This window comes from Pseudomonas sp. BN414 (assembly GCF_029871275.1).
Taxonomy (GTDB): domain Bacteria; phylum Pseudomonadota; class Gammaproteobacteria; order Pseudomonadales; family Pseudomonadaceae; genus Metapseudomonas; species Metapseudomonas resinovorans_C.
The window spans coordinates 192,514-213,238 of record NZ_SSOL01000040.1 but is presented as its reverse complement, the minus strand read 5'-3'; the positions used below and the strand labels follow the sequence as shown (position 1 = coordinate 213,238).

Annotated in this window: 20 protein-coding genes; 10 read left to right on the top strand and 10 right to left on the bottom strand. The window is 64.7% G+C overall.

From position 1 onward, the window contains the following. Nucleotides 1–43 precede the first annotated feature (43 nt). The 4 genes from E8E95_RS07380 to E8E95_RS07365 all read right to left on the bottom strand — a co-directional run bounded on the left by E8E95_RS07380 (nt 44) and on the right by E8E95_RS07365 (nt 4,711). Nucleotides 44–415, bottom strand: coding sequence for a RidA family protein (locus E8E95_RS07380; protein WP_107504124.1), 372 nt, complete (start codon nt 413–415; stop codon nt 44–46). 61 nt (nt 416–476) lie between these two features. Further along, nucleotides 477–1,988, bottom strand: a complete 1,512-nt coding sequence (locus tag E8E95_RS07375; protein WP_280349286.1) for a BCCT family transporter — start codon at nt 1,986–1,988, stop codon at nt 477–479. A gap of 280 nt (nt 1,989–2,268) precedes the next feature. Then, the gene (locus E8E95_RS07370) at nt 2,269–3,255 is read right to left on the bottom strand and encodes a dipeptidase (protein ID WP_280349230.1); all 987 of its coding nucleotides are present in this window, start codon (nt 3,253–3,255) and stop codon (nt 2,269–2,271) included. Nucleotides 3,256–3,268: 13 nt separating this feature from the next. Further along, nucleotides 3,269–4,711: an aldehyde dehydrogenase family protein gene (locus tag E8E95_RS07365; protein WP_280349229.1), complete on the bottom strand. Its 1,443-nt coding sequence runs from the start codon at nt 4,709–4,711 to the stop codon at nt 3,269–3,271. A gap of 93 nt (nt 4,712–4,804) precedes the next feature. Here E8E95_RS07365 and E8E95_RS07360 point away from each other — a divergent pair, with 93 nt between their 5' ends. The 3 genes from E8E95_RS07360 to E8E95_RS07350 all read left to right on the top strand — a co-directional run bounded on the left by E8E95_RS07360 (nt 4,805) and on the right by E8E95_RS07350 (nt 8,344). Further along, a complete protein-coding gene (locus E8E95_RS07360; RefSeq protein ID WP_280349228.1) occupies nt 4,805–5,710 on the top strand; it encodes a LysR family transcriptional regulator in 906 nt (301 codons plus the stop codon). 187 nt (nt 5,711–5,897) lie between these two features. Continuing rightward, nucleotides 5,898–7,607, top strand: coding sequence for a hypothetical protein (locus E8E95_RS07355; protein ID WP_280349285.1), 1,710 nt, complete (start codon nt 5,898–5,900; stop codon nt 7,605–7,607). Continuing rightward, entirely contained in the window at nt 7,601–8,344 is a 744-nt protein-coding gene (locus tag E8E95_RS07350) for a DUF3726 domain-containing protein (RefSeq protein ID WP_280349227.1), read from the top strand. The genes E8E95_RS07355 and E8E95_RS07350 overlap by 7 nt, the downstream gene beginning before the upstream one ends. A gap of 4 nt (nt 8,345–8,348) precedes the next feature. Here the strand turns inward: E8E95_RS07350 and E8E95_RS07345 are convergent, their stop codons facing one another. After that, entirely contained in the window at nt 8,349–8,477 is a 129-nt protein-coding gene (locus tag E8E95_RS07345) for a hypothetical protein (RefSeq protein ID WP_280349226.1), read from the bottom strand. A 307-nt stretch (nt 8,478–8,784) separates the two neighbouring features. Between E8E95_RS07345 and E8E95_RS07340 the strand changes: the two genes are divergently transcribed. Then, nucleotides 8,785–9,966: an MFS transporter gene (locus tag E8E95_RS07340; RefSeq protein ID WP_280349225.1), complete on the top strand. Its 1,182-nt coding sequence runs from the start codon at nt 8,785–8,787 to the stop codon at nt 9,964–9,966. Here E8E95_RS07340 and E8E95_RS07335 read toward each other — a convergent pair. Then, the gene (locus E8E95_RS07335; protein ID WP_280349224.1) at nt 9,963–10,493 is read right to left on the bottom strand and encodes a helix-turn-helix domain-containing protein; all 531 of its coding nucleotides are present in this window, start codon (nt 10,491–10,493) and stop codon (nt 9,963–9,965) included. The two genes, E8E95_RS07340 and E8E95_RS07335, sit on opposite strands and share 4 nt — an antisense overlap. Nucleotides 10,494–10,595: 102 nt before the next feature. Here E8E95_RS07335 and E8E95_RS07330 point away from each other — a divergent pair, with 102 nt between their 5' ends. Together E8E95_RS07330 and E8E95_RS07325 are read left to right on the top strand one after the other, a co-directional pair. After that, a complete protein-coding gene (locus E8E95_RS07330; protein ID WP_280349284.1) occupies nt 10,596–11,219 on the top strand; it encodes an isochorismatase family cysteine hydrolase in 624 nt (207 codons plus the stop codon). 85 nt (nt 11,220–11,304) lie between these two features. Next, nucleotides 11,305–12,870 carry an aldehyde dehydrogenase (NADP(+)) gene (locus E8E95_RS07325; protein WP_280349223.1) on the top strand — a complete coding sequence of 522 codons (1,566 nt, stop codon included), beginning with the start codon at nt 11,305–11,307 and terminating at the stop codon, nt 12,868–12,870. A gap of 22 nt (nt 12,871–12,892) precedes the next feature. Here E8E95_RS07325 and E8E95_RS07320 read toward each other — a convergent pair whose 3' ends face one another. Continuing rightward, nucleotides 12,893–13,432: a cysteine hydrolase family protein gene (locus tag E8E95_RS07320; RefSeq protein WP_280349222.1), complete on the bottom strand. Its 540-nt coding sequence runs from the start codon at nt 13,430–13,432 to the stop codon at nt 12,893–12,895. Between the two features lie 138 nt (nt 13,433–13,570). Here E8E95_RS07320 and E8E95_RS07315 point away from each other — a divergent pair, with 138 nt between their 5' ends. From E8E95_RS07315 to E8E95_RS07300, 4 genes are all read left to right on the top strand, one after another. Next, complete coding sequence (locus tag E8E95_RS07315) at nt 13,571–14,368, top strand: alpha/beta hydrolase (protein ID WP_280349221.1); 798 nt, start codon at nt 13,571–13,573, stop codon at nt 14,366–14,368. Between the two features lie 55 nt (nt 14,369–14,423). Further along, on the top strand, nt 14,424–14,825 hold the full coding sequence (locus tag E8E95_RS07310) for a hypothetical protein (protein WP_179059135.1): 402 nt from the start codon (nt 14,424–14,426) through the stop codon (nt 14,823–14,825). Between the two features lie 77 nt (nt 14,826–14,902). Then, on the top strand, nt 14,903–15,769 hold the full coding sequence (locus E8E95_RS07305; protein WP_280349220.1) for a GNAT family N-acetyltransferase: 867 nt from the start codon (nt 14,903–14,905) through the stop codon (nt 15,767–15,769). Then, complete coding sequence (locus E8E95_RS07300; protein WP_280349219.1) at nt 15,769–16,692, top strand: polysaccharide deacetylase family protein; 924 nt, start codon at nt 15,769–15,771, stop codon at nt 16,690–16,692. The genes E8E95_RS07305 and E8E95_RS07300 overlap by 1 nt, the downstream gene beginning before the upstream one ends. A 47-nt stretch (nt 16,693–16,739) precedes the next feature. On the opposite strand, the gene E8E95_RS07295 is transcribed toward E8E95_RS07300, so the two are convergent. The 3 genes from E8E95_RS07295 to E8E95_RS07285 form a co-directional block, all read right to left on the bottom strand. Further along, nucleotides 16,740–17,699 carry an HlyD family secretion protein gene (locus tag E8E95_RS07295; RefSeq protein ID WP_280349218.1) on the bottom strand — a complete coding sequence of 320 codons (960 nt, stop codon included), beginning with the start codon at nt 17,697–17,699 and terminating at the stop codon, nt 16,740–16,742. 3 nt (nt 17,700–17,702) lie between these two features. Next, nucleotides 17,703–18,053 carry a DUF3302 domain-containing protein gene (locus E8E95_RS07290; protein WP_280349217.1) on the bottom strand — a complete coding sequence of 117 codons (351 nt, stop codon included), beginning with the start codon at nt 18,051–18,053 and terminating at the stop codon, nt 17,703–17,705. Between the two features lie 141 nt (nt 18,054–18,194). Continuing rightward, nucleotides 18,195–20,723 (bottom strand): MMPL family transporter, encoded by a 2,529-nt coding sequence (locus tag E8E95_RS07285; protein ID WP_280349216.1) that lies wholly within the window; start codon nt 20,721–20,723, stop codon nt 18,195–18,197. Between the last annotated feature and the right edge of the window lie 2 nt (nt 20,724–20,725).

Below are 20,725 nucleotides of genomic sequence, written 5' to 3'. Positions count from 1 at the left end.
CGGTCCTCCGGGATCACCGGAGCGGACCGGCGACAGCGGCAGGTCAGGCCACCGCGTAGACCACCAGCTCCACGAGCATTTCCTCGCGGGCCAGCCCGGCCACGACCATGGCGGCGCGATTCGGATAGGGCGCGGCGAAGTACTCGGCATAGACCGCATTCACGGTTGCCAGGTAACTGCGGTCGGTCACGTAGATCAGCACCTGGGTCACGGCCTCCAGGCCGAGCCCGGCGCACGCCAGGGTGTGCTTGAGGTTGTCGAGGGTCTGGCGCGTCTGGGCCTCGATGCCCCCTTCCACCACACGCCCCTCGACGTCGATGGGAATCTGCGCCGTGTACAGGGTCCCGTTACCGATCACGGCCCACTCCAGCGGCGCCTTGGACGGATACAAACGGGTACTCACGGACTGTTTCATTGGGTTCTCCAGCATAGGAAGAAAAAAGGAGGGGCGACGGCCATCGCACCCTCCCAAGGGACTAGACCTGCTGTTCCCGGGCCAGCCGACGTGCGATCTGCGGGGCATTCCACAGCGCCGGGAGGATCAGCAGGGAGACCGGGACGGCGGTGATGACGATGAAGGACTGCAGCGCCGAGACCCCGCCCGAGCCGATGGTGATCAGCACGACCGCCGCCAGCCCCATGCCGATGCACCAGAAGGCACGCAGCCACTTCTTCGGCGAGTCGCTGCCGGACATTGCCATGGCCACGGTGTACGCCATGGCATCGCCGTTGGTGGCCACCGAAATGAAGCTGAGGAACAGGAACAGCGCGGAGACCAGCCCCGCCAGCGGCAGGCTTTGGGTGACGCCCAGCAGCATGGCTTCGGGCTGGGTGCCGTGGGCAGTGACGATGCCGGGGGTCTGCAGTTCCAGGCCGATACCGGTGCCACCCACCACGGTGAACCAGAACATGGTGACCAGCGGGGCGATGACCGACAGCGTCAGGACGATCTGGCGGATGCTGCGACCACGGGAAATCTTGGCGACGTACAGGCCCATCATCGGCGCATAACCGATGAACCAGCCCCAGTAGAACACCGTCCACCAGTCGAGCCATTTCGGGTCGGCGCGATACAGGGTCATGGGCAGGAAGTGCTCCAGCTGCAGACCGAATGCTGCCGGGAAGCCGGACAGGATGAACAGGGTTGGCCCCGCGATGATCATGAACAGCGCCAGGCCGATCATCAGCCAGACGTTGATCTCGCTGACGAAACGGATGCCGTTCAGACCGACCAGGCAGGACGTGGTGTACATGGCCGTCACCAGGATGATGGTGATGGACTGGGTCAGCAGGTCGTTGGGCAGGCCCCAGACCGCGTGCAGCGCATTGCTGATCTGCAGCCCGAGGAAACCGATCGGGCCAATGGTGCCGGCGACCACCGCGATGATCGACGTGGCGTCGGCGAGGTTACCGATCGGCCCTTTCAGCGCGCGCTCGCCCAGCAGCGGATACAGCAACGTGCGCGGTGCCAGCGGCAGGCCCTTGTCGTAATGCAGGTGCATCAACACGATCGCCAGCAGGCTGCCGAGCACCGCCCAGGCGAGGAAGCCCCAGTGCACGAACGACTGGGCCAGCGCCACATGGGCCGCCTGCTCGGTGTTCGGCTGTACGCCGGCGAACAGGGGTGGCGGGCTGGCGAAATGCATCAGCGGTTCGGCGGCTGCCCAGAAGGCGCCACCACCGGCGAGCAGTGCGCACATGATCACGGCGATCCAGTTGAACGTGCTGGTGTCGGGTTTCCGGTCGATGCCACCCAGCCGGACGCGGCCGTACTTGCTGAAGCCGATGCCCAGGCTGACCAGGAAGGTCGCCAGCATCAGGAGCTGCCAATAGAAACCGAAGACTTTCGTCGACCAGGCGAACAGCGTGTTGACCAGCGCGGAAACCGCATCGATATCCACCAATGCCGCGATCAGGAAGGCGAGCAGGAAGCCGCCGCTGATGACGAACAGGGGCAAGTCGATGCCTTGTAGTGCCGAGCACTTCATCGGTTCGCTGCCTACGGTCTGGGTCGGGAACAATTTCATGATGCCTCCAGGTTGTTGCGCTGGCTCCACCGAATCGAAATCGGCAGAGCGAATGACCATGGGTTCAGGAATGGGGCGAAGCGCGACGTCAGCACGGTGGCTGCGTTTCGCTCCTGCCTCCCGGAGGCAGCGGATCAAGGTGATGTATCGTCGGGCGCAGGCCAACTCCAGGGTGGGAGTAGGTCGAGGCTCTTTTCTTGTTCTTGTTCATGGCGTCCTCACGTTGGGGGAAATCAGGAAATCACTGCCGCGGCGCGGTACTGCGCTCCAGCAGGTCGAGCCAGTTCAGGCCCATGATCTTGCGTACCTCGTCCTCGTCGAAGCCGCGCTCGCGCAGGCCACGGGCGATGACGGGGAAGTCGCGGCTGTCGCGGAACCACTGCAGTGGCGCCGGCCAGTCGGCGTTGTCCGCCGAGCCTTCGCCGTAGTCCTTGGCCTTGCTCCAGCGGCCGTTGCGCATCCACTCCAGTACCTGCAGTGGCTGCTGCTGGCAGAGGTCGGTGCCGATACCGATGTGCTCCACGCCCATCAGGTCCGCCGTGCGCGCGACCATGTCGCAGAAGTCCTCAAGCCGGCACGCCGAGCCGCCGCGCAGGTGGAAGGGATAGGTGCTGAAGCCGAGCAGGCCGCCCGATTCGGCAATGCCACGCAGCACCGCGTCGGATTTGTTGCGCTTGGCCGCGTGGAAGCTGGTCGGGTTGGCGTGGGAGATGATCACCGGCCGGGTCGACAGCTCGATGGCCTCCAGGGTGCTGCGTTCGGCGCTGTGGGACATGTCGATGATCATGCCGACACGGTTCATCTCCTGGATCACCTGGCGACCGAAGCGGCTGATGCCGTTGTCTTCGCTCTCGTAGCAGCCCGACGCCAGCAGGCTCTGGTTGTTGTATGTCAGCTGCATGATGAAGACGCCGAGCTGGCGGTAGATCTCCACCAGGTCGATGTCGTCCTCGATGGGCGAGCAGTTCTGGAAGCCGAAGAAGATCCCGACCCGTCCTTCCTGGTGGGCCAGGCGGATATCCGAAGCCTGACGCACCGGGCGGATCAGCTCAGGGAAGGCCTCGAAGCGACGATTCCATTCACCGATGCGCGACAGGGTTTCGCGGGCGGTCTCGTGGTAGGCGATGGTGGCGTGGACGGCACTCAGGCCGCCCTCCTGCATCTGCCGGAACAGCTCGGGGCTCCAGTTGGAATACTGCAGGCCGTCGATCATCAGAAGCTCTTGCATGGCGCTCTCTCCCTCAGGGACGCACGTAGACGGTCTTGACCACCGTGTAGAAGTCACGGGCGTACTGCCCCTGCTCGCGGGGGCCGAAGCTGGAATCCTTGCGGCCGCCGAACGGCACGTGATAGTCGGTGCCGGCAGTGGGCAGGTTGACCATCACGCAGCCGGTGTTGGCGCGGCGCTTGAAGTCGCTGGCGTACTTCAGCGACTGGGTCATGATCCCGGCCGTGAGCCCGAAGCGCGTGTCGTTGAGGATGGCCAGCGCCTCCTCGTAATCCCGCGCCTTGATGACGCAGGCGATGGGGCCGAACACTTCGTCGCGGTTGATGCGCATGTCATTGCGGGTGTCGACGAAGAGCGCCGGGCGCATGTAGAAGCCTTCGTGCTCTTCGGCGATGCGCTCGCCACCGCACACCAGGCGCGCACCTTCGGTCTTGGCGTCTTCGATGTAGCGAAGGTTCTGCGCCAGCTGGCGCTCGTCGATCACCGGGCCGATCTGCATGCCTTCACGCAGTGGGTGCCCGACCTTCAGCTGCCCCATGCGCTCAACCAGTGCCTCGACGAAGCGGTCATGGATGCCCTCGGTGACGATCAGTCGCGACGACGCGGTGCACTTCTGGCCAGTGCCGAAGAAGGCGCCGTTCACCGCGCACTCCACGGCCAGCGGCAGATCGGCATCGTCGAGCACCACCAGGGCGTTCTTGCTGCCCATTTCCAGCTGGCAGCGCACGAAGTTGGCGGCCGTTGCGGCGGCGACCCGGCGCCCGGTTTCCACCGATCCGGTGAAGCTCAGGGCATTGATTGCGCTGGAGTGGATCAGGCGTTCGCCGACGTCGGCACCGCTGCCCATGACCAGGTTGAAAGTGCCGGCCGGCAAGGCCTGGCGGGAGATGATCTCGGTCAGCGCCCAGGCACTGGCCGGTACGGCATTGGCCGGCTTGAACACCACTGCGTTGCCGAAGGCCAGGGCCGGGGCGATCTTCCAGGCGGCCGTGGCCATCGGGAAGTTCCAGGGGGTGATGATGGCGACCACACCGACCGGCTCACGACGGACTTCGATCTCTACGCCGGGACGCACGGAATCCGCTGTCTCACCCAACTGGCGCAGGACCTCGGCCGCGTAATAGTGGAAGAACTGCCCGGAGCGATAGACCTCGCCAACGCCCTCGGCCAGGGTCTTGCCTTCTTCCCGGGCGAGTTGTTCGCCGAGTTCGGCCTTGCGGGCGATCAGCTCGTTGCCGATCGCCATGAGCACCTGGTAGCGCTCTTCCAGTCCGCTGCGTGCCCAGACCTGCTGGGCAGCGCTGGCGGCACGAATCGCATCGTCCACCTGGCGGGCGTCGGCCTGGGTGTAATGACCCACGACGTCGTCGACGTTCGCAGGGCTTCGGTTGGCAATACTCGAGGCGCCTTCGACCCAGGCGCCATCGATGTAGTTGCTGAAAATCTTGTTGGACATGTGCACCTCCGCTCTCGCTTTGAGCGCATGGTAGGTGCCGTCTCAGATAAACTAAAATTAGTTGTAAATATTGATTGATAAGGAAAACTTACCATGCTGCCAGACCTGAAGATCGTGCAACTTCGTCACTTCGTCTGGGTTGCCGAGCTCCAGGGTTTCCATGCGGCGGCCGAACGGGCGCACCGCACCCAGCCGGCCATTTCGCTGTCCATTCGCGACCTTGAAGGCAAGCTGGGCCAACCGGTGTTCGAGAAGCGCAATGCGCGGGTCACCAAGCCGGAGCTGACGCCCTTTGGCATTCAGTTCCTCGCCTACGCCAAGGAGTTGATCGAGCACCACGACCGCGTGGTGCGCGACATGAGCCTGATCGCGCAATACAAGTCCGGCCACCTGCGCATCGCGTCCGTGCCATCGATTGCCAGCCGCCTCCTGCCGGACATCCTCACGCGCTTCATTGGCGATGCCACGGACCTCCACGTCAGTCTGTTCGACGACAACTCCGAGGCGGTCCTGACCATGGTCGAGAACCAGCAGGTGGACTTCGGCATCTCCAGTCTCTGGGAAACCGAGAGCGACATTCGCTTCATCCCGATCTGGGAAGACAGCATCGGCGTGGTCTGCCGCCAGGACCATGCGCTTGCCGCCGAGGAGCAGATCGGCTGGCAGCAACTGCGCGGCGAACGCCTGATCGCCAATGGCACCTCGCGTCTGCTCAGCGGTACCCGCGCAGAGGAGCTGGTGGCCGATTCGCAGTTCTATATCTCCAACATGATTTCCCTGCTAGCCATGATCGAAGCAGGCATGGGCATCACCACCCTGCCCCGCTTCGCGTTCCCCGCCGAGGCCGGCCAACTGCGCTTCATCCCCCTGTCCGACCCACTGGTGACGCGCGATATCGGCATCGTCCGCCTGGCCAACCGCTCCCTGCCGGTGGCCGCCCAGGCACTGTTCGAGTTCATCCTGCGGGACAACGAACTCGAACCGGACGACTGGCGCTAGCCACGCTGATCGATCAAACCATTTGAATAAGGATTGCTTATCAGGCGATAGGGCGATCTGAATTGCTCGGGGACGCCGGCTGTCCCACCATCGACGGCAGACAAATAACAAGCCGCTCCCGGTCGCCAGCCGGCCCGGGTATGCGGTTACGCCAGTTGAGGGCCCCAGAATGAGCACCCCTTCAATCATGGATTCCGGCTTGCCCGAAGCCGCGAGCCTGCCCATGCGCCCTGCCAGCCTGGTCATGGACCTGGAACGGCTCGGCAGCCTGCATCAGAGCCGCCTGAGCTTCATGCGCAGCCTGGTCCGCCGGATCATGCGTGAGCGTTGGCAGATCGAGGCGCAACGCTTCGAGCTGGATGCTGACGGCTACGGCACGGTCATCTACCGCATCCGCACCCGCAGCGACCTGTTCAGTTTCGTGCTGTTCTCGCAATACCTCGCCCCGGAGAAGCGCAACGACCGTGTCATCGCCAGTGAATGGGACCTGACCATGGCGCTCTGCGAGGGCGATGTGGATGACGCCTATGTCGACTACCTGCGCCGCAATGTGCCGCTGCAGGAAGCCGGCCGGCTCGACGCCAAGGTGATGGTGCTGTCCCGCGCCAACCGCAGCATGCGCAACTTCGACAGCGTGGTGGACGCCCTGGCCCAGGGCCGGCAGCCGGAGATCGGCCAGATCGCCAAGGTCGGCTACCTGTACCGCACCACGGCCGTCTACGGCAGCGGCAAGCTGGGTATGGCCGATTGGGAGAAAGTCAGCCGCAAGCACCCGGATTTCGCCCGTCCGTTTTCGGCCGAGATGTTCACCTGCTTCATGCTGCGCAACTTCAGCCTGCAACAAGCCGAGCACATTGCCCGACGCCGCTCGCCGACCACGGCCGTGCCCTTCGAGCCGGCGATCAAGCGCTACTTCGGCATCGGCAACTCTACCGGCCTCGGCATGGCGCCCTACCTGATCAACCACCCACAACTGATCAGCCGCTGGATCGAAATGCGCGAACTGGCCCTGGCCCGCATCCTCGCCATCCACCCCGTGGCGCCCGCACGAAAGGCTCGCTTCCCCGAGCTGGTCGACCGGGCCATCCGCCATATCGAGGAAACCTTCACCGAGGACCAATGGCAGACCGGCAACAACCAGCGCGTGCTGGCGGACCTGCGCAATCTGCACGACTCGCTCGGCCAGGCTCCACTGGACTCCTGGCAAGCCCTGCAGGAGTGGGCCCTCGCCCATGCCAGCCTGCAAGGCCAGGAGCTGGTCAACTGCATCCTGCTGGAACTGCATCCCGAGCTGGTGGATGAACTGGAGGACCGCCTGGCCCTGCCGGAACAACTCCAGCTGCAACCGGAGATGGCCGCGCAGCAGCTGAAAGCCCTGATCGAGAGCTGCTACGACTGGGCGCTGGCCATCGACTTCGAAGCCGATGGCGCCCAGGAAACCTTCTGGTACCGCTCCGAAGAGAAACAGGAACCGCGCCTGGGCAGTTGCAGCCTCGACGAAGGCAAGGAAAAGCAGATGCCGCTGGGCATCGGTTACCTGGTCCAGCAATGCCATCGGCAACTCGCCGGTTACCTGGCGCAACACCCGCAGCATAACGTCGCGCGCTTCCTGCTCGGCCACCCGGAACAGCGCAGCATCGTGCGCCGCATCCAGGGCATGGCGACCACTCACTACGGCGAGATCCGCGCCAACCTGCTGGACCGCGACGTCCTGCCGATGCACCTGCTGCGATGCAAGCTGTCGTTCTTCGGGGTGAGCAAGTTCGACCCGCGCTCGCGCCTGTGGGTCCGCAACACCATGTTCCAGGGCGCTCCCGTGCTGGAGGACATCGGCCAGCCGTTCGACGATGACTGGTTCCTGCCGCTGGCCCCTACCCAGGAGAAAACGCCATGCTGATTTCCGCCAATGAACTGACTTCCCTGCTCAAGCGGGTGTTCGAGGGCATGGGTTACACGCCGGGCCACTATGAAGACGCCGCCGCCCTGGTCGGCTGGCTGCAATTGCACGGTGAGGACGGCCTGGGCGAACTGGAGCGGGCGCTGGACCTGGTGGCCGACCGTGATCGCGCCGCGGCCGAATTGCTGGCCGAGGGCACCGGCAGCCTGGTCGCCGACTGTCACGGGCGCAGCGCCCTGAACTGCCTCCCGGCACTGCTGGAACTGGCCTGTGTCCAGGCCGTTGAGCAGGCCTCGCTCCGCGTCGAGGTGCGGAACTGCCATAACCGCAAGTTCATCCTCAAACTGCTTGGAGACTGCGCACGGCGCGGGCTTTGGGTCCAGGCCAGCTGGGAGAATGGCCACGCACCGGTACTCGGCCACCTCGCCCGGATCGAACCTGGCGCCGCCTACCCGACCTTCCTGACCCACGAACTTGCGCAGGGTTTGCCTCGGGCGGGCCGGCAGTCGCTGCGCCTGATCCTGGGTACACCCGCCGGGCCGCAGCCAGCATGCGAGGTCGACGCTACCGGAAGCGAGCGCGTCGTTACCCCCGATGACTTCGCCCTCGCCCGCGAGCAGGCCCTGGAAAATGGCATGGAGATTTCTCCGGCGCTCTGGCAACGCCTCAACGGGCTCGCCGAAGCAGTGCTGGTGGAAAGCTCCGAACGCTCCCGCAGCGGTGCCGGCGGGCGCTGAGGAGTCACTCGGGAAGGCCGGCCTTGCGATAGCCATCGACAAAATGCGCCAGCGTCGCGGCGTCGCGGAATGGCACCGTCGCAGCCGCCCGGGTGTCGGCTACATTGGGGTCCAATTCGATGGCTTTGTGCATCCGCCTCTCAAGAACCGCTCTGTTCATATCCCTGGAGAGTCCTGCTTGGGGGTCGAGATCAACCTCGTCCCCCAAGGAGCTCGTCATGAACGATACTCCCCATCCCTGTGACCGGCGAAAGCGTCGCGCCGACCCTACAATCTGGCGACCTTGCGTTGCATTTCGCGACCTGGAAAGCGCAAAGGCTTTCGTGGGGAACTTGAACGCATGGCGAAGGCCAACCCCCATTGGAGCGACGACATCGGCCTGGGACAAAGCCGGGGCGAGGTAGAGATCGCCAAGCCTTTCTGGGAGGAATGAGGTCCGCATGACGGCCAACAGCACGACATCAGCACGTGGGGACAGGATTCCCTGGGCCGCGCTGGCTGGCATCATCGCGACCGTCTCGGTGTTCGCCCTGGCGCAGGGGCTGACCTATCCGCTGCTCAGCTTCATCCTCGAGCGGCAGGGAACGACGCCAGCGCTGATCGGCTTGTCGGCGGCGATGACTCCGTTGGGTTTCATCCTGTCCTCGCCCCTCATCCCGGCGCTGGTGCGGCGAGTGGGCGGAGGACGGCTCGCCATCCTGTGTTCGATGCTGGCCGCACTCAGCCTTATCGCGATTGCCTGGACCCATCAGGTCTGGGCCTGGATGCCGCTGCGCTTCCTGCTCGGCTTCTTCGCCAACCCGCTCTACGTGATCAGTGAAACCTGGCTGATGGCGATCACGCCCGCCGCTCGGCGCGGTCGAATCCTCGGGCTCTACTCATCGATCGTTTCCGCTGGCTTCGCCCTCGGTCCCTTGTCCCTTGGCATGGTCGGCACGCAAGGGTGGCCGCCCTTCATGGTCGGCATCGTGGCCTTCCTGCTCTGCGGCCTGATCGTGCTGGCGGTTGTGCCGCGCCTGCCGAAGACATCGCATGAAGGTGAGGCAACCTCGGTCGGCGGCTTCGTCGCCCTGGCGCCGCTCCTGCTGTTCGCGGTTTTCGCGGCAGCCGCCTTCGAGCAGATACTGCTTTCGCTGTTCGCGGTATACGGCGCCGCGTTCGGCCATACGGAGGAGCGCATCGCCTCGCTCATCACCTGCTACATCGCGGGCAATGCAGGGCTGCAGATCCTGCTCGGCCGCGTGGCCGAAAAGGCTGGCTCGCGGCGGACCATGCTGGTCTGCACCCTGGCGTCGCTGGCAGGCTGCCTGCTGCTGCCATCGGCCTTGAACTCCTGGCTCGTCTGGCCGTTCGTTTTCGTCTGGGGCGGGTTCGCGTTCGGGATCTACACCATGTCGCTGATCCAGCTCGGCGAGCGTTTCACCGGCCAGATCCTGATTGCCGGGAATGCGGCCTTCGCATTCGGCTGGGGCGTTGGCGGCCTGGTGGGCGCACCCGTGACCGGGCTGGCGATGCAGCTGATCGGGTATCAGGGGATGCCCTTGTCCCTCGGCCTGCTGTGCGGCGTGCTGGCGGTGCTCCTGCTGGTGGGGAAGCATCGCCGGAACGACATGCGAACCTAGCCGCCCTTCTGCTCAGAGGCGGCCGCTCCCCGGGCAGCCCGAAACGCCTCGCGCCGTTCGTTGCGTTCCTCGGCATAGGCCGGGTTTTGCTCGCCGCTCAGGTCTTCCCGCCGCAGGACCTCGCCACAGCCATCGCACAGCGGCCCCAGGCCGGCGGGCTGACCGCATGTCTTGTGGGTGAAGTGCACCGCGACCCCCTCCTCCGCGGTCTTGCACCACTGCTCACCCCAGGCGCGCAGGGCAAGGATCACGGGATAGAAGGCCTCGCCCTTGGCGGTGAGCTGATACTCGTAGCGTACCGGCCGCTCGTTGTAGCGCGTGCGCAGCACCAGGCCGTCCGCCTCCATCTGCTTCAGGCGAGTGGCGACCATCTGCGGCGTACCACCGGTCTGCGCCTGGATCTCATCGAATCGACGGTTGCCCATGAACAGTTCACGTAGGACCAGCACCGTCCAGCGGTCGCCCACCAGGTCCTCGGCGCGGGCAACCGGACACAGCGTCTCGGCGGATTTTCTCGGGCTTGACATGGCGTCTCCGGGGGGTGATTTTGTAAATATGATTTTCATAGCGATAACGGACAAAGTCAATCCAGGGAGCAATGGACATCCCCTAACCACGAGGACCCCATGATGTCGAACACCCCCTATCCCATCGACAAAACCGCCTACCTGCTGGTCGACCCTTACAACGACTTCCTCTCCGAAGGCGGGCGCATCTTTCCCCTGATCGAACCCATCGCCTCGGAAGTCGGCCTGCTCGACAACCTGCGCACGCTCGACCGTGCAATCCGCGATCACGGTATCCCGGTGTTCATCGTGCCGCATCGGCGCTGGGAGCCGGGCGACTACGAAAGCTGGGACCACCCGACGCCCACCCAGTGCAAGATCATGCACGGCCATCACTTCGCCCGTGGCGAATGGGGCGGCGAGTGGCACCCGGATTTCGCGCCCCGTGAAGGCGACACGATCATCTCCGAACACTGGGGCTCCAGCGGGTTCGCCAATACCGACCTGGACTTCCGCCTCAAGCAACGGGGCATCAGCCACGTCATCATCGTCGGCCTGCTGGCGAACACCTGCATCGAGGCGACCGCCCGTTTCGCCTCGGAACTCGGCTACCACGTCACGCTGGTGCGCGACGCCACCGCCGCCTTCCGCCACGACATGATGCATGCCGCCCACGAGCTGAACGGCCCCACCTTCGCCCACGCCATCGTGACGACGAACGAGCTCATCGCGAACCTCGCCAACTGACCGTCACGCCGGGCCGCCGCTACCTCTGGCGGCGGCGCCTTGCGTCGAAACGACGCTATTCCCCGCATCATCAGGTGACAAAAAGATGGATTTGACAGGAAACCTCATCATCGGCGCCCGCGACGTGCCCGCCAGCCAAGGCGTCATAAAGGCGCTCAATCCCGCGACCAACCAGCTCATGGAACCGGACTTCGCCTTCGGCGGCGTGCAGGAGGTGGACCAGGCCGCCACCCTGGCCGACGAAGCGTTCGACAGTTACAGCCACAGCACGCTGGCAGAACGGGCGGCCTTCCTCGAACACATCGCCGACAATCTGGAGCAGGTCCGCGAGGTGCTGGCGGCCCGTGCCGCGCTGGAAACCGGGCTGCCCGAAGCGCAGCTGCAAGGCGAAGCCAGCAAGGCCGCCACGCAGTTCCGCCAGTTCGCCGAAGTGGTGCGCAAAGGGCGCTTCCTCCAGTTGTCGATCGATACAGCCCAGCCCGATCGCCAGCCGCGTCCGCGCATGGACCACCGGCTGCAGAAGATGGCGACCGGTCCGGTAGCGATTTTCGGCGCGAGCAATTTCCCCATCTCGTATTCGGTCGCCGGTGGCGATACCGCCTCGGCGCTGGCGGCCGGCGCGACGGTTGTGGTGAAGGCCCACAATGCCCACCCCGGCGCGTCTGAAATCATGGCGCGGGCCATCCGCAAGGCGGTGCGCGAGAGTGGCCTGCACGAAGGCGTCTTCTCGATTCTGCGCGGCAGCGGAAACACCATCGGCGAGGCCCTGGTGGATCACCCGCTGATCAAGGCCGTGACCTTCACCGGATCGGAAGCAGGCGGCATGGCGTTGTACCGCCGCGCCCAGCAGCGCCCCGACCCCATTCCCGTTTTCACCGAGATGACCAGCGTCAACCCGACCTTCATCCTGCCGGGTGCCGTGGCCGAGCGCGGCCGCCTGATCGGCGATGGCTTCATCGAACGCATGCTGGCCAATGTGGGCCAGGCCTGCCTCAAGCCGGCGATTCTTATCGCGATCGATGGCGCGGGCTTCACCAAACTGCGCGAGGCCATGGTCAATCGCCTGGAGACAGCCCCCGCGCGCACCCTGCTCACGCCGGGCATCCACGCGTCCTATGTCAGCGGCCTCGATGGCCTGGAAGCAGCCGGCGCCCAACGCATCGCCGAAGGCGCGGTGACCAGCGCCGACCTGGATGGCCGCGCCACGCTGTTCGAGGTGGATGGCGAGCGTTTTCTCGCCGAGACCCGGCTCGCGGAAGAGGTCTTCGGGCCGGTGGCGCTGCTGGTGAAGGTGGGAGATGTGGAGCAAATGCTTGCCGTGGCCCGTTCGCTTCGCGGCCAGCTATCGGCAACCCTGCACCTCGAAGGCAGCGACACGCCCCTGGCTCGCCGCTTGCTCCCCGTCCTCGAAAGACGTACCGGGCGCATCGTGGTCAACGCCTTCGCCCATCCACAGGAAGTGTCCTTCGCTTCCGTGCATGGCGGCCCGTTCCCGGCCACGTCCGACAGCCGCTTCACCTCGGTGGGCATGACGTCGATCGAACGCTTCCTGAGACCGGTGTGCTACCAGGGCTTCCCGGACGAATTGCTGCCCGAGGCGCTACGCGAGGGCAACCCTCTGCAGCTGCCGCGCAGCGTCGATGGCCAGTAAGCGATAGCGCCCGCGGACGCGATCAGCCCTCGATCTGCACCCGATCGGCGGGCACCACCTCCGCCCGCACACCGAAGCTCGACATGCTGCCAAGCACCGCATTGTGGTGGGCGATGATCTGTGCGGCGCTGATGGCGGCGTTGTCGAGGGTCGAGTGAGCATCCGCTGGCAGCACCACTTCGTAGCCCAGCGCCAGGGCACGGCGCACGGTGGTATCCACGCAATAGTCCGTCTGCAGGCCGCAGATGATCAGGCGCTGGATACCCCGCTGCTGCAGCACATCCTGCAGTTCGGTCTGGTGGAACGAGTCCGGGGTGGTCTTGCGCACGCGAATGTCACTGTCCGCCACGACCAGGTCGTCCGCCAGTTGCCAGGTCTCGCTGCCGTAGAGGAAATAGGCTTCGGGCTCCTCATGCTGGATCACCACCACGGGCAGCCCGGCGGCCCGCGCCTTGGCGCTGAGGCCATTGATGGTGGGAATCACACGGTCGATCTCGAAAGCGGCGTACTCGCCGACGCTGATGGCGCGCTGGACGTCGATGATCAGGAGAGCGGTTTTCATGGGGCAGCGGTCCCTGCAGAAGTGAAAGGCGAAGCTTAGGACGGGGCGGCAATCCAGACCAGAGACTGATTCAACCTTCTACCGCTACCCGGATATTTTCTGGCAACCTGCAGGCCGATCATCGTGTTGGAGTCACCCGTGCCAAGCCCCAGCCACCATACACAGGACCTGCACATCGACAGCCTGCATGGCCGTCTGTTCGTTCGCCTCTGGAGTCCTGCCCACCTCAGCCCGTCCTTCGACGAGCCGCCCATCGTCCTCTTCCACGACTCCCTCGGCTGCGTCGAGCTGTGGCGTGAATTTCCCAGCAAACTCGCTGCGATCACCGGCAAGACAGTCGTGGCCTACGACCGACTCGGCTTCGGCCGCTCAGACGCGAATCCACGCGAACTGTCGCTCGGATTCGTCGGCGACGAAGCGGAACAGGCCTTCCCGACCCTGAAAGATCATCTGGGCATCGGCCAGTTCATCGCCTTCGGCCATAGCGTCGGCGGTGGTATGGCGACCCATTGCGCCGCGCGCCACCGTGAAGACTGCCTGGCGCTCATCACCGAATCGGCCCAGGCGTTCGTCGAAGACCGCACCCTGCAAGGCATTCGTGAAGCCAAGGCCGGCTTCCAGCAGGACGGCCAGATCGACCGCCTGGCGAGATACCACGGCGACAAGGCCCGCTGGGTGCTCGATGCCTGGACCGAAACCTGGCTGTCACCCGAATTCGCCGACTGGACCCTGGAAGCCGAGATCGACCGCCTGGACTGCCCGGTGCTGGCCATCCATGGCGACCTGGACGAATTCGGCTCCGACCTGCACCCGCAACAGATCGCACGGCTGACCGACGGGCCGTCGCGGGTTCTGCTCATCGATGATTGCGGCCACGTCCCTCATCGCGAGAAACCGGAGATCGTCCTCCAGGCCGTAGCGGAACTGCTGCGTTGAACCGGACCCGGGCGCCGTTGGCGCCTGGGCCTTCGGCTGACTATGATCGGAAGCCATGACGCCCACTCTCCCCACCCGCCAACCCTGCCCACCTGGTGCCTGCAACTGCGGGCGTGAGGAGTTGCTGGAGTCGCCAGGTGCCGATGTACGCATCCTGCTGCTGACCCGCCAGGAGGAGAAGCGCCTGCTGGAGCGGCTGGAGAACATCCAGAGCCTTGCCGACCTGGAACACATGCAGCGGCGCATATACGAGCAGCTCGGGGTGCGCCTGCATATCGCCCCTGGCTTCAACGAAGTGCGGAGCATGCGCGGCATCGATATCGAGATCGACGAACTGCCCGGCCTCTGCCGCAAGACCCGCCAGTCCATCCCGGCGGCCATTCGCCGGGGCCTGGAGCTGCACCCGGAAATCGCCTACCGCCTGCTGGACTCCCACGACCTCTTGCGCGACGCCTGATGTCCGCCCGGCGGCCTGGCCGCCCTCCTCGCTTGGCGCTATACCGATAGCGTCCACCTCCTCCGAGGAGTCCCGTCATGCCTATCCCGCTGGTCATCCGCAACATGCTGCGCCCCGAGTTGGACGAACTGGTTGGCTGGGCGGCGCGCGAAGGCTGGAATCCGGGCCTCCACGACGCCGAGTTGTTCTGGGCGAACGACCCGGAAGCCTACATAGCAGCGGACCTGGACGGCGTGCTTATCGGTGGCGGCGCCATCACCTCCTACGCGGGTGAGTTCGGTTTCATGGGGTTCTTCATTATCCGCCCGGAATTTCGCGGGCGCGGACTCGGCGACATCCTCTGGCACGCACGCCGCGACCGTCTGCTCACCCGCCTCAATCCGGGTGCCGCCATCGGCATGGACGGCGTGTTTGCCATGCAGGACTACTACGCCAAGGGTGGCTTCGTCTTCTCCCATCGCAACCTGCGGTTCCAGACGCAAGTCGCCGAGCCACCGGAATGGGCGCCCGACGAAGAAATCCTGCCGCTTGCCGATTTCCCCCTGGACGAGGTGCAGACCTACGACCGCCTCTGTTTCCCTGCACCCCGTGCACGCTTCCTGCAAGACTGGATCACCCAGCCCGAGGCCCTCGCCCTGGGTTGCCAGCGCAATGGCCGGCTGGCCGGATTCGGGGTCATCAGGCGCTGCCTCGCGGGTTGCAAGATCGGCCCCTTGTTCGCCGAAGATGCCAGCGCGGCCGAAGCCCTCTTCGCGCAGCTGAGCGAGTTCGCCATCGGTGGCCCGCTGTTCCTCGATGCCCCGGAGAACAATCCCGACGCCATGGCCCTGGTGCAGCGGCTTGGCATGGAGGAAGTCTTCGGTTGCGCCCGGATGTACCTCGGCCCGTTGCCCGTCGTCACCCAGCACCGGGTCTTCGGCGTCACCACCTTCGAGCTGGGCTGATGGTCGAGCGCGATCTGCTCGGTTACGGCGGCAAGCCACCCCATCCGCGCTGGCCGGGCGATGCGAGGGTGGCCGTGCAGTTCGTGCTGAACGTAGAGGAAGGTGCTGAATCCTGTGTGCTCAACGGCGATGGCCAGTCGGAGGCTTACCTGCACGAGCTACCCGGCCGGCCTGCGCGGATCGGCGAGCGGGACCTCAGTGTCGAAGGCCTGTATGAATACGGCTCTCGTGCGGGTGTATGGCGCATCCTCGATCTGTTCGACGAACGCCGACTGCCGCTGACCGCATTTGCCGTGGGTCGCGCCCTGGAACTGGTGCCGCAGATCGGCCATGCCCTGCATGCGGGCGGACACGAGGTAGCCGGGCACGGTTATCGCTGGCTGGACTATCGCGACGTGGCCGAAGACGAGGAACGCCGCCACATCCAGCGGACCATCGAACTGATCGAGCGCATCTGCGGCCGCCGTCCATTGGGCTGGTACACCGGCCGGGTCAGCGCCAACACCCGCCGACTGCTGCGCGAGGAAGGCGGCTTCATCTACAGCTCAGATGCCTACAACGATGACCTGCCCTACTGGCTCCCCGGCGCGCCGCCGCATCTGATCATCCCCTACACGCTGGTCAACAACGACGCCCGCTACCTGATGCCCAACGGCTTCGCATCGGGGCAGGATTTCTTCCAGCAGTTGAAGGACGCCTTCGACTACCTCTGGCGGGAAGGCGCAAGGCAACCCGGGCTGATGAGCGTCGGCCTGCACGGCAGGATCAGCGGCCATCCCGCACGCGCCATGGCGCTCGCGCGATTTCTCGACCATGTGCAGGAACATGAAGGCGTCTGGGTGTGCCGCCGCGAAGAAATCGCCTGGCACTGGATGACTGTGCATGGATACCAGGCGGGCCAACCTGGGGGCAGCCCGTCGTAGAACCTGTTTACGACGAAATCGTAAACAGGTTCGTGGCTATCCGACTGTTAGTGGAACGGGAAGATGTAGTTCATCCAGGCCGCCATGCGCAGCAGGATCTTGCGCATGATCGCCACATGGTGGAAGTGCTTGCTGTAGAGCGCCGCCTGGCCATAGGAGCCACCCGGCATCACAGCGGCGTACTGCGCATAGTCCGGGTCGGTGATTTCGATGAACACCGGCACCCGTCCCGGTGGCGGTGACCCGGTGAAGCTGATCAGGGTACCGGACGGTTGCACCTGGCCTTCGCCGATCACCGGAATCACCTGCTTCACCTCGCCCTTGAAGACGCGGCCCGGAATGCCGTCGAACGCCACTTCCGCCTCGTCGCCAGTGCTCAGGCGCAGTTGGCTGTTCTGCCGCATCCAGGCGATGAAATAGAACCCTTCGTCAGGAATGAAGACCATCGAGGGGCGCAGCGGCAACTTCACCGCACGGACGCCCGGACGCAGGGATACGTGGGAGACGAAGCCCTTGCTCGGCGCCCGAACCACGGTGTTGTCCAGGTCGAACTGGGCAATGTTCAGCTGCGCCTGCAAGTCGTCGACTCGTGCGGTGGTGAGGTCCACGTCGCGGCGATTGCCGACATTGCGTGCGGCCAGTTCACGGGCGCGGGACTGGTCGGCGCGGGCCGACACCAGCTGCGCCTTGATGGATTTCAACTTGTTCTCGAACGGTGTCGGATCGATGCGAAACAGCACATCGCCCTTCTCCAGCGGCTGGTTGGCCTTGACCGGCACCTCGATGACCTGGCCCGACACCTCGGGCACGATGGGCACCGAGACGAAGTAGGTCCGCGCCACTTCCGAATAGGGGTGGTTGTAGTTCATCAGGAAGATCAGCGCACCGATCAACACGATGCCGCCGAGCACGGCAGTGGGCACGCTCCACTTGTTCAGCGGGATCTTGAAGATTTTGAAGATGGCAACGCAGAACGCCGTATAGGTGAGGACTAATAACAGATCCATGGCTCAATCCCCCTTCTCGTCCTGGGCGGCCGGCGCGCGACCTTCGAGCTGCTCGATGCGCTGACGCAGTTCCACCAGCTCCTTTGCCAGGTCAGCGTCCTGGGCAGAGCCGGGCTTGCCGTGGTCGAAGCCCCAGCCGCGGTCCTCGCGGTACAACATGGCCCAGATCCACAGGAAGGGCCACAGCGCGTGGAGGGTGAACAGGCTCACCCAGCCAGCGGCGTGGATGGCGTCCTGATGCGGGTGGTTACGGTGTACGGCGATTTCGTAGGGAATGTCGTGGAGGACGATGATGCCGTAGAACAGCACGATCCCCACGAAGAAGAGTACGCCCAGCGCAAAGTAATCAAGCATGTTGTTCTGTCCTTAAGGACGGCCTTCACAACATGAAGCAGGCACGTCGGTAAATCCGAAAACGGTATCGCCACCGGCCACAAAAGTAGCCGGCGGCGATCCCCCGTTTTCCAGATTAGTCCAACTTCCTTCGCTTGCTGGTCAGGGCTGCACGGACTCCACATGGCTGCTCTGCACCGCCTCGCTGACGGGGCGTGCAACCGGCTCGTCGGCCGGGCTCACCGGCCGCGCCGCTTCGCCGCGTTCGCGCAGCAGGAAATAGGACAGCGCCGGGATCAGGATCAGGGCACCGATCATGTTCCAGACGAACATGAAGGTGAGCAGGATGCCCATGTCGGCCTGGAACTTGATGGGCGACCAGGCCCAGCACACCACGCCGGCGGCCAGGGTGATGCCCACCAGACCGACGACCCGTCCAGTGAACGACACCGCCTTCTTGTACGCCTCCGACAGCGAAAGGCCCTGGCGCTGGAACTGCAGCTGCACGCTGAGCAGGTACAACGCGTAGTCGACGCCGATGCCGACGCCGAGGGCGATCACCGGCAGAGTGGCCACCTTCACGCCAATGCCCATCACCACCATCAGCGCCTCGCAGAGCACGGAAGTGAGCACCAGCGGCAGCAAGGCCACCAGGGTTGCACGCCAGCTACGGAAGGTGATCAGGCAGAACAGCGTCACCGCCAGGTAGACATAGAACAGCATGGTGCGGTTGGCTTCGCGCACGACGATGTTGGTCGCCGCCTCGATGCCCGCGCTTCCGGCTGCCAGCAGGAACTGGCGATCCTCGCTGCTGTTCTCGGCGGCGAAGCGATCGGCGATCGCCACGACTTCGTCGAGGGTCTGCGCCTTGTGGTCCTTGAGGAAGGCGATAACCGGCATCAGCGAGCAGTCGGTATTGAACAGCTCGGGGGTGTTCACCGAGGCCTGCTGGGCGGCGTAGTTCAGCACGTCCTGGTTGCGTTGCAGGCTGAGGAACTTGGGGTTGCCCTCATAGGTGCCGGCGGTGATCTGCCGTACCGCGTTGGCCAGGGATGCCGTGGCCTGGACGTTCGGATGCTGCTGCAGAGCCCAGGCCAGGCGGTCGGCCTGGATCAGCGTCTGGTAGTTCAGGCAGCCCTCGGCCGGCGTTTTCACCATCACCGCGAACAGGTCGCTGGACAGCGCGTAGTGGCTGGTGATGTAGGCGTTGTCACGGTTGTAGCGCGATTCCGGGCGCAGTTCCGGTGCGCCGGCATCCAGGTCGCCGATCTGCAGGTTCATGCTGACCATGAAGCCCGCCACACCCAGCACCGAGGCCAGGGCGACGGTGGTCAGGGCCCAGCGCTTCTCGGTGAAACGGTCGAGGAAGTCCCAGACATGACCGAAGCCCTTGTGCGCGGCGGCGTTGTTGTCGATGCGCAAGGCACGCTCGGCGGCCTTCTTGCCGACGCCCACGTAGGACAGCGCCACCGGCATCATCAGCAAGGTGGTCAGGATCAGTACGGCGACGCCGATGCTCGCGGTGATGGCCAGGTCCTGGATCACCGGAATGTCGATCAGCATCAGTACGGCAAAGCCCACGGCATCCGCCAGCAGCGCGGTGACCCCGGCGAGGAACAGCCGGCGGAAGGTGTAGCGTGCCGCCACCAGGCGATGGGTGCCCAGGGCGATGTCCTGCATGATGCCGTTCATCTTCTGTGCCGCGTGGGACACGCCAATGGCGAAGATCAGGAAGGGCACCAGAATGGAATACGGGTCCAGCGCGTAGCCGAGCCAGGCAACGATCCCCAGCTGCCAGACCACCGCCAGCAGTGAGCAGACGATCACCAGCAGGCTGCTGCGCAGGCAGCGGGTATAGGCCAGGATGATGAAGAAGGTGGTCACCACCGCCAGGCCGAAGAAGGCCATGACCCGCATCAGACCGTCGATCAGATCGCCCACGAGCTTGGCGAAGCCAATCACGCGGATCTTGATCGCGCCCTGCCCTTCTTCACCTGAAGCTTGCGCCTTGCGGTCGCCTCCGTATTCGAAGTGCAGGCGCAGCTTTTCTTCCAGATTGCGCGAGAACTGGTGATAGTCCACGCCCTGGCTGCCGGCGGTGGCCTGGTCCAGCAACGGCACCACCAGCATGGTGGACTTGAAGTCATTGGCCACCAGGCTGCCGACGATGCCGGCGCGGGCGATGTTCTGCCGCAGTTGCTCGATGCTGGCGGGCGAGCCGTCATAGCCATCGGGCATGACCGGGCCACCCTGGAAGCCTTCCTCGGTCACTTCGGTCCAGCGTACGCCGGGGGCCCAGAGGGATTTCATCCAGGCGCGGTCGACGCCTGCGGTGAGGAATAGCTCGTCATGCACCTTTTTCAGCGCATCGAGGTAGGCCGGATCGAAGATGTCGCCCTTGGGGTTCTCCACCACGATGCGCACACTGTTACCCAGCCCGCGCAGGGCCTTGCGGTTCTCCAGGAAGTTCTGGATGTAGGGATGCCCCTGCGGAATCATCTTCTCGAAGCTGGGCTTGAGTTCCAGCCGTGTGAAGGCCATGTAGCCCAGCAGCACCGTCACCAGCAGGATGCCGATCACGAACGGCAGACGGTTGTTGAACACCATGCGTTCCAGCAGGTTGCCGCTGCGTGGATTGAAGTCTTTCAGATCCCGGATAACCGGCATCGGCTCTTGTTTCATGCCACCCATGT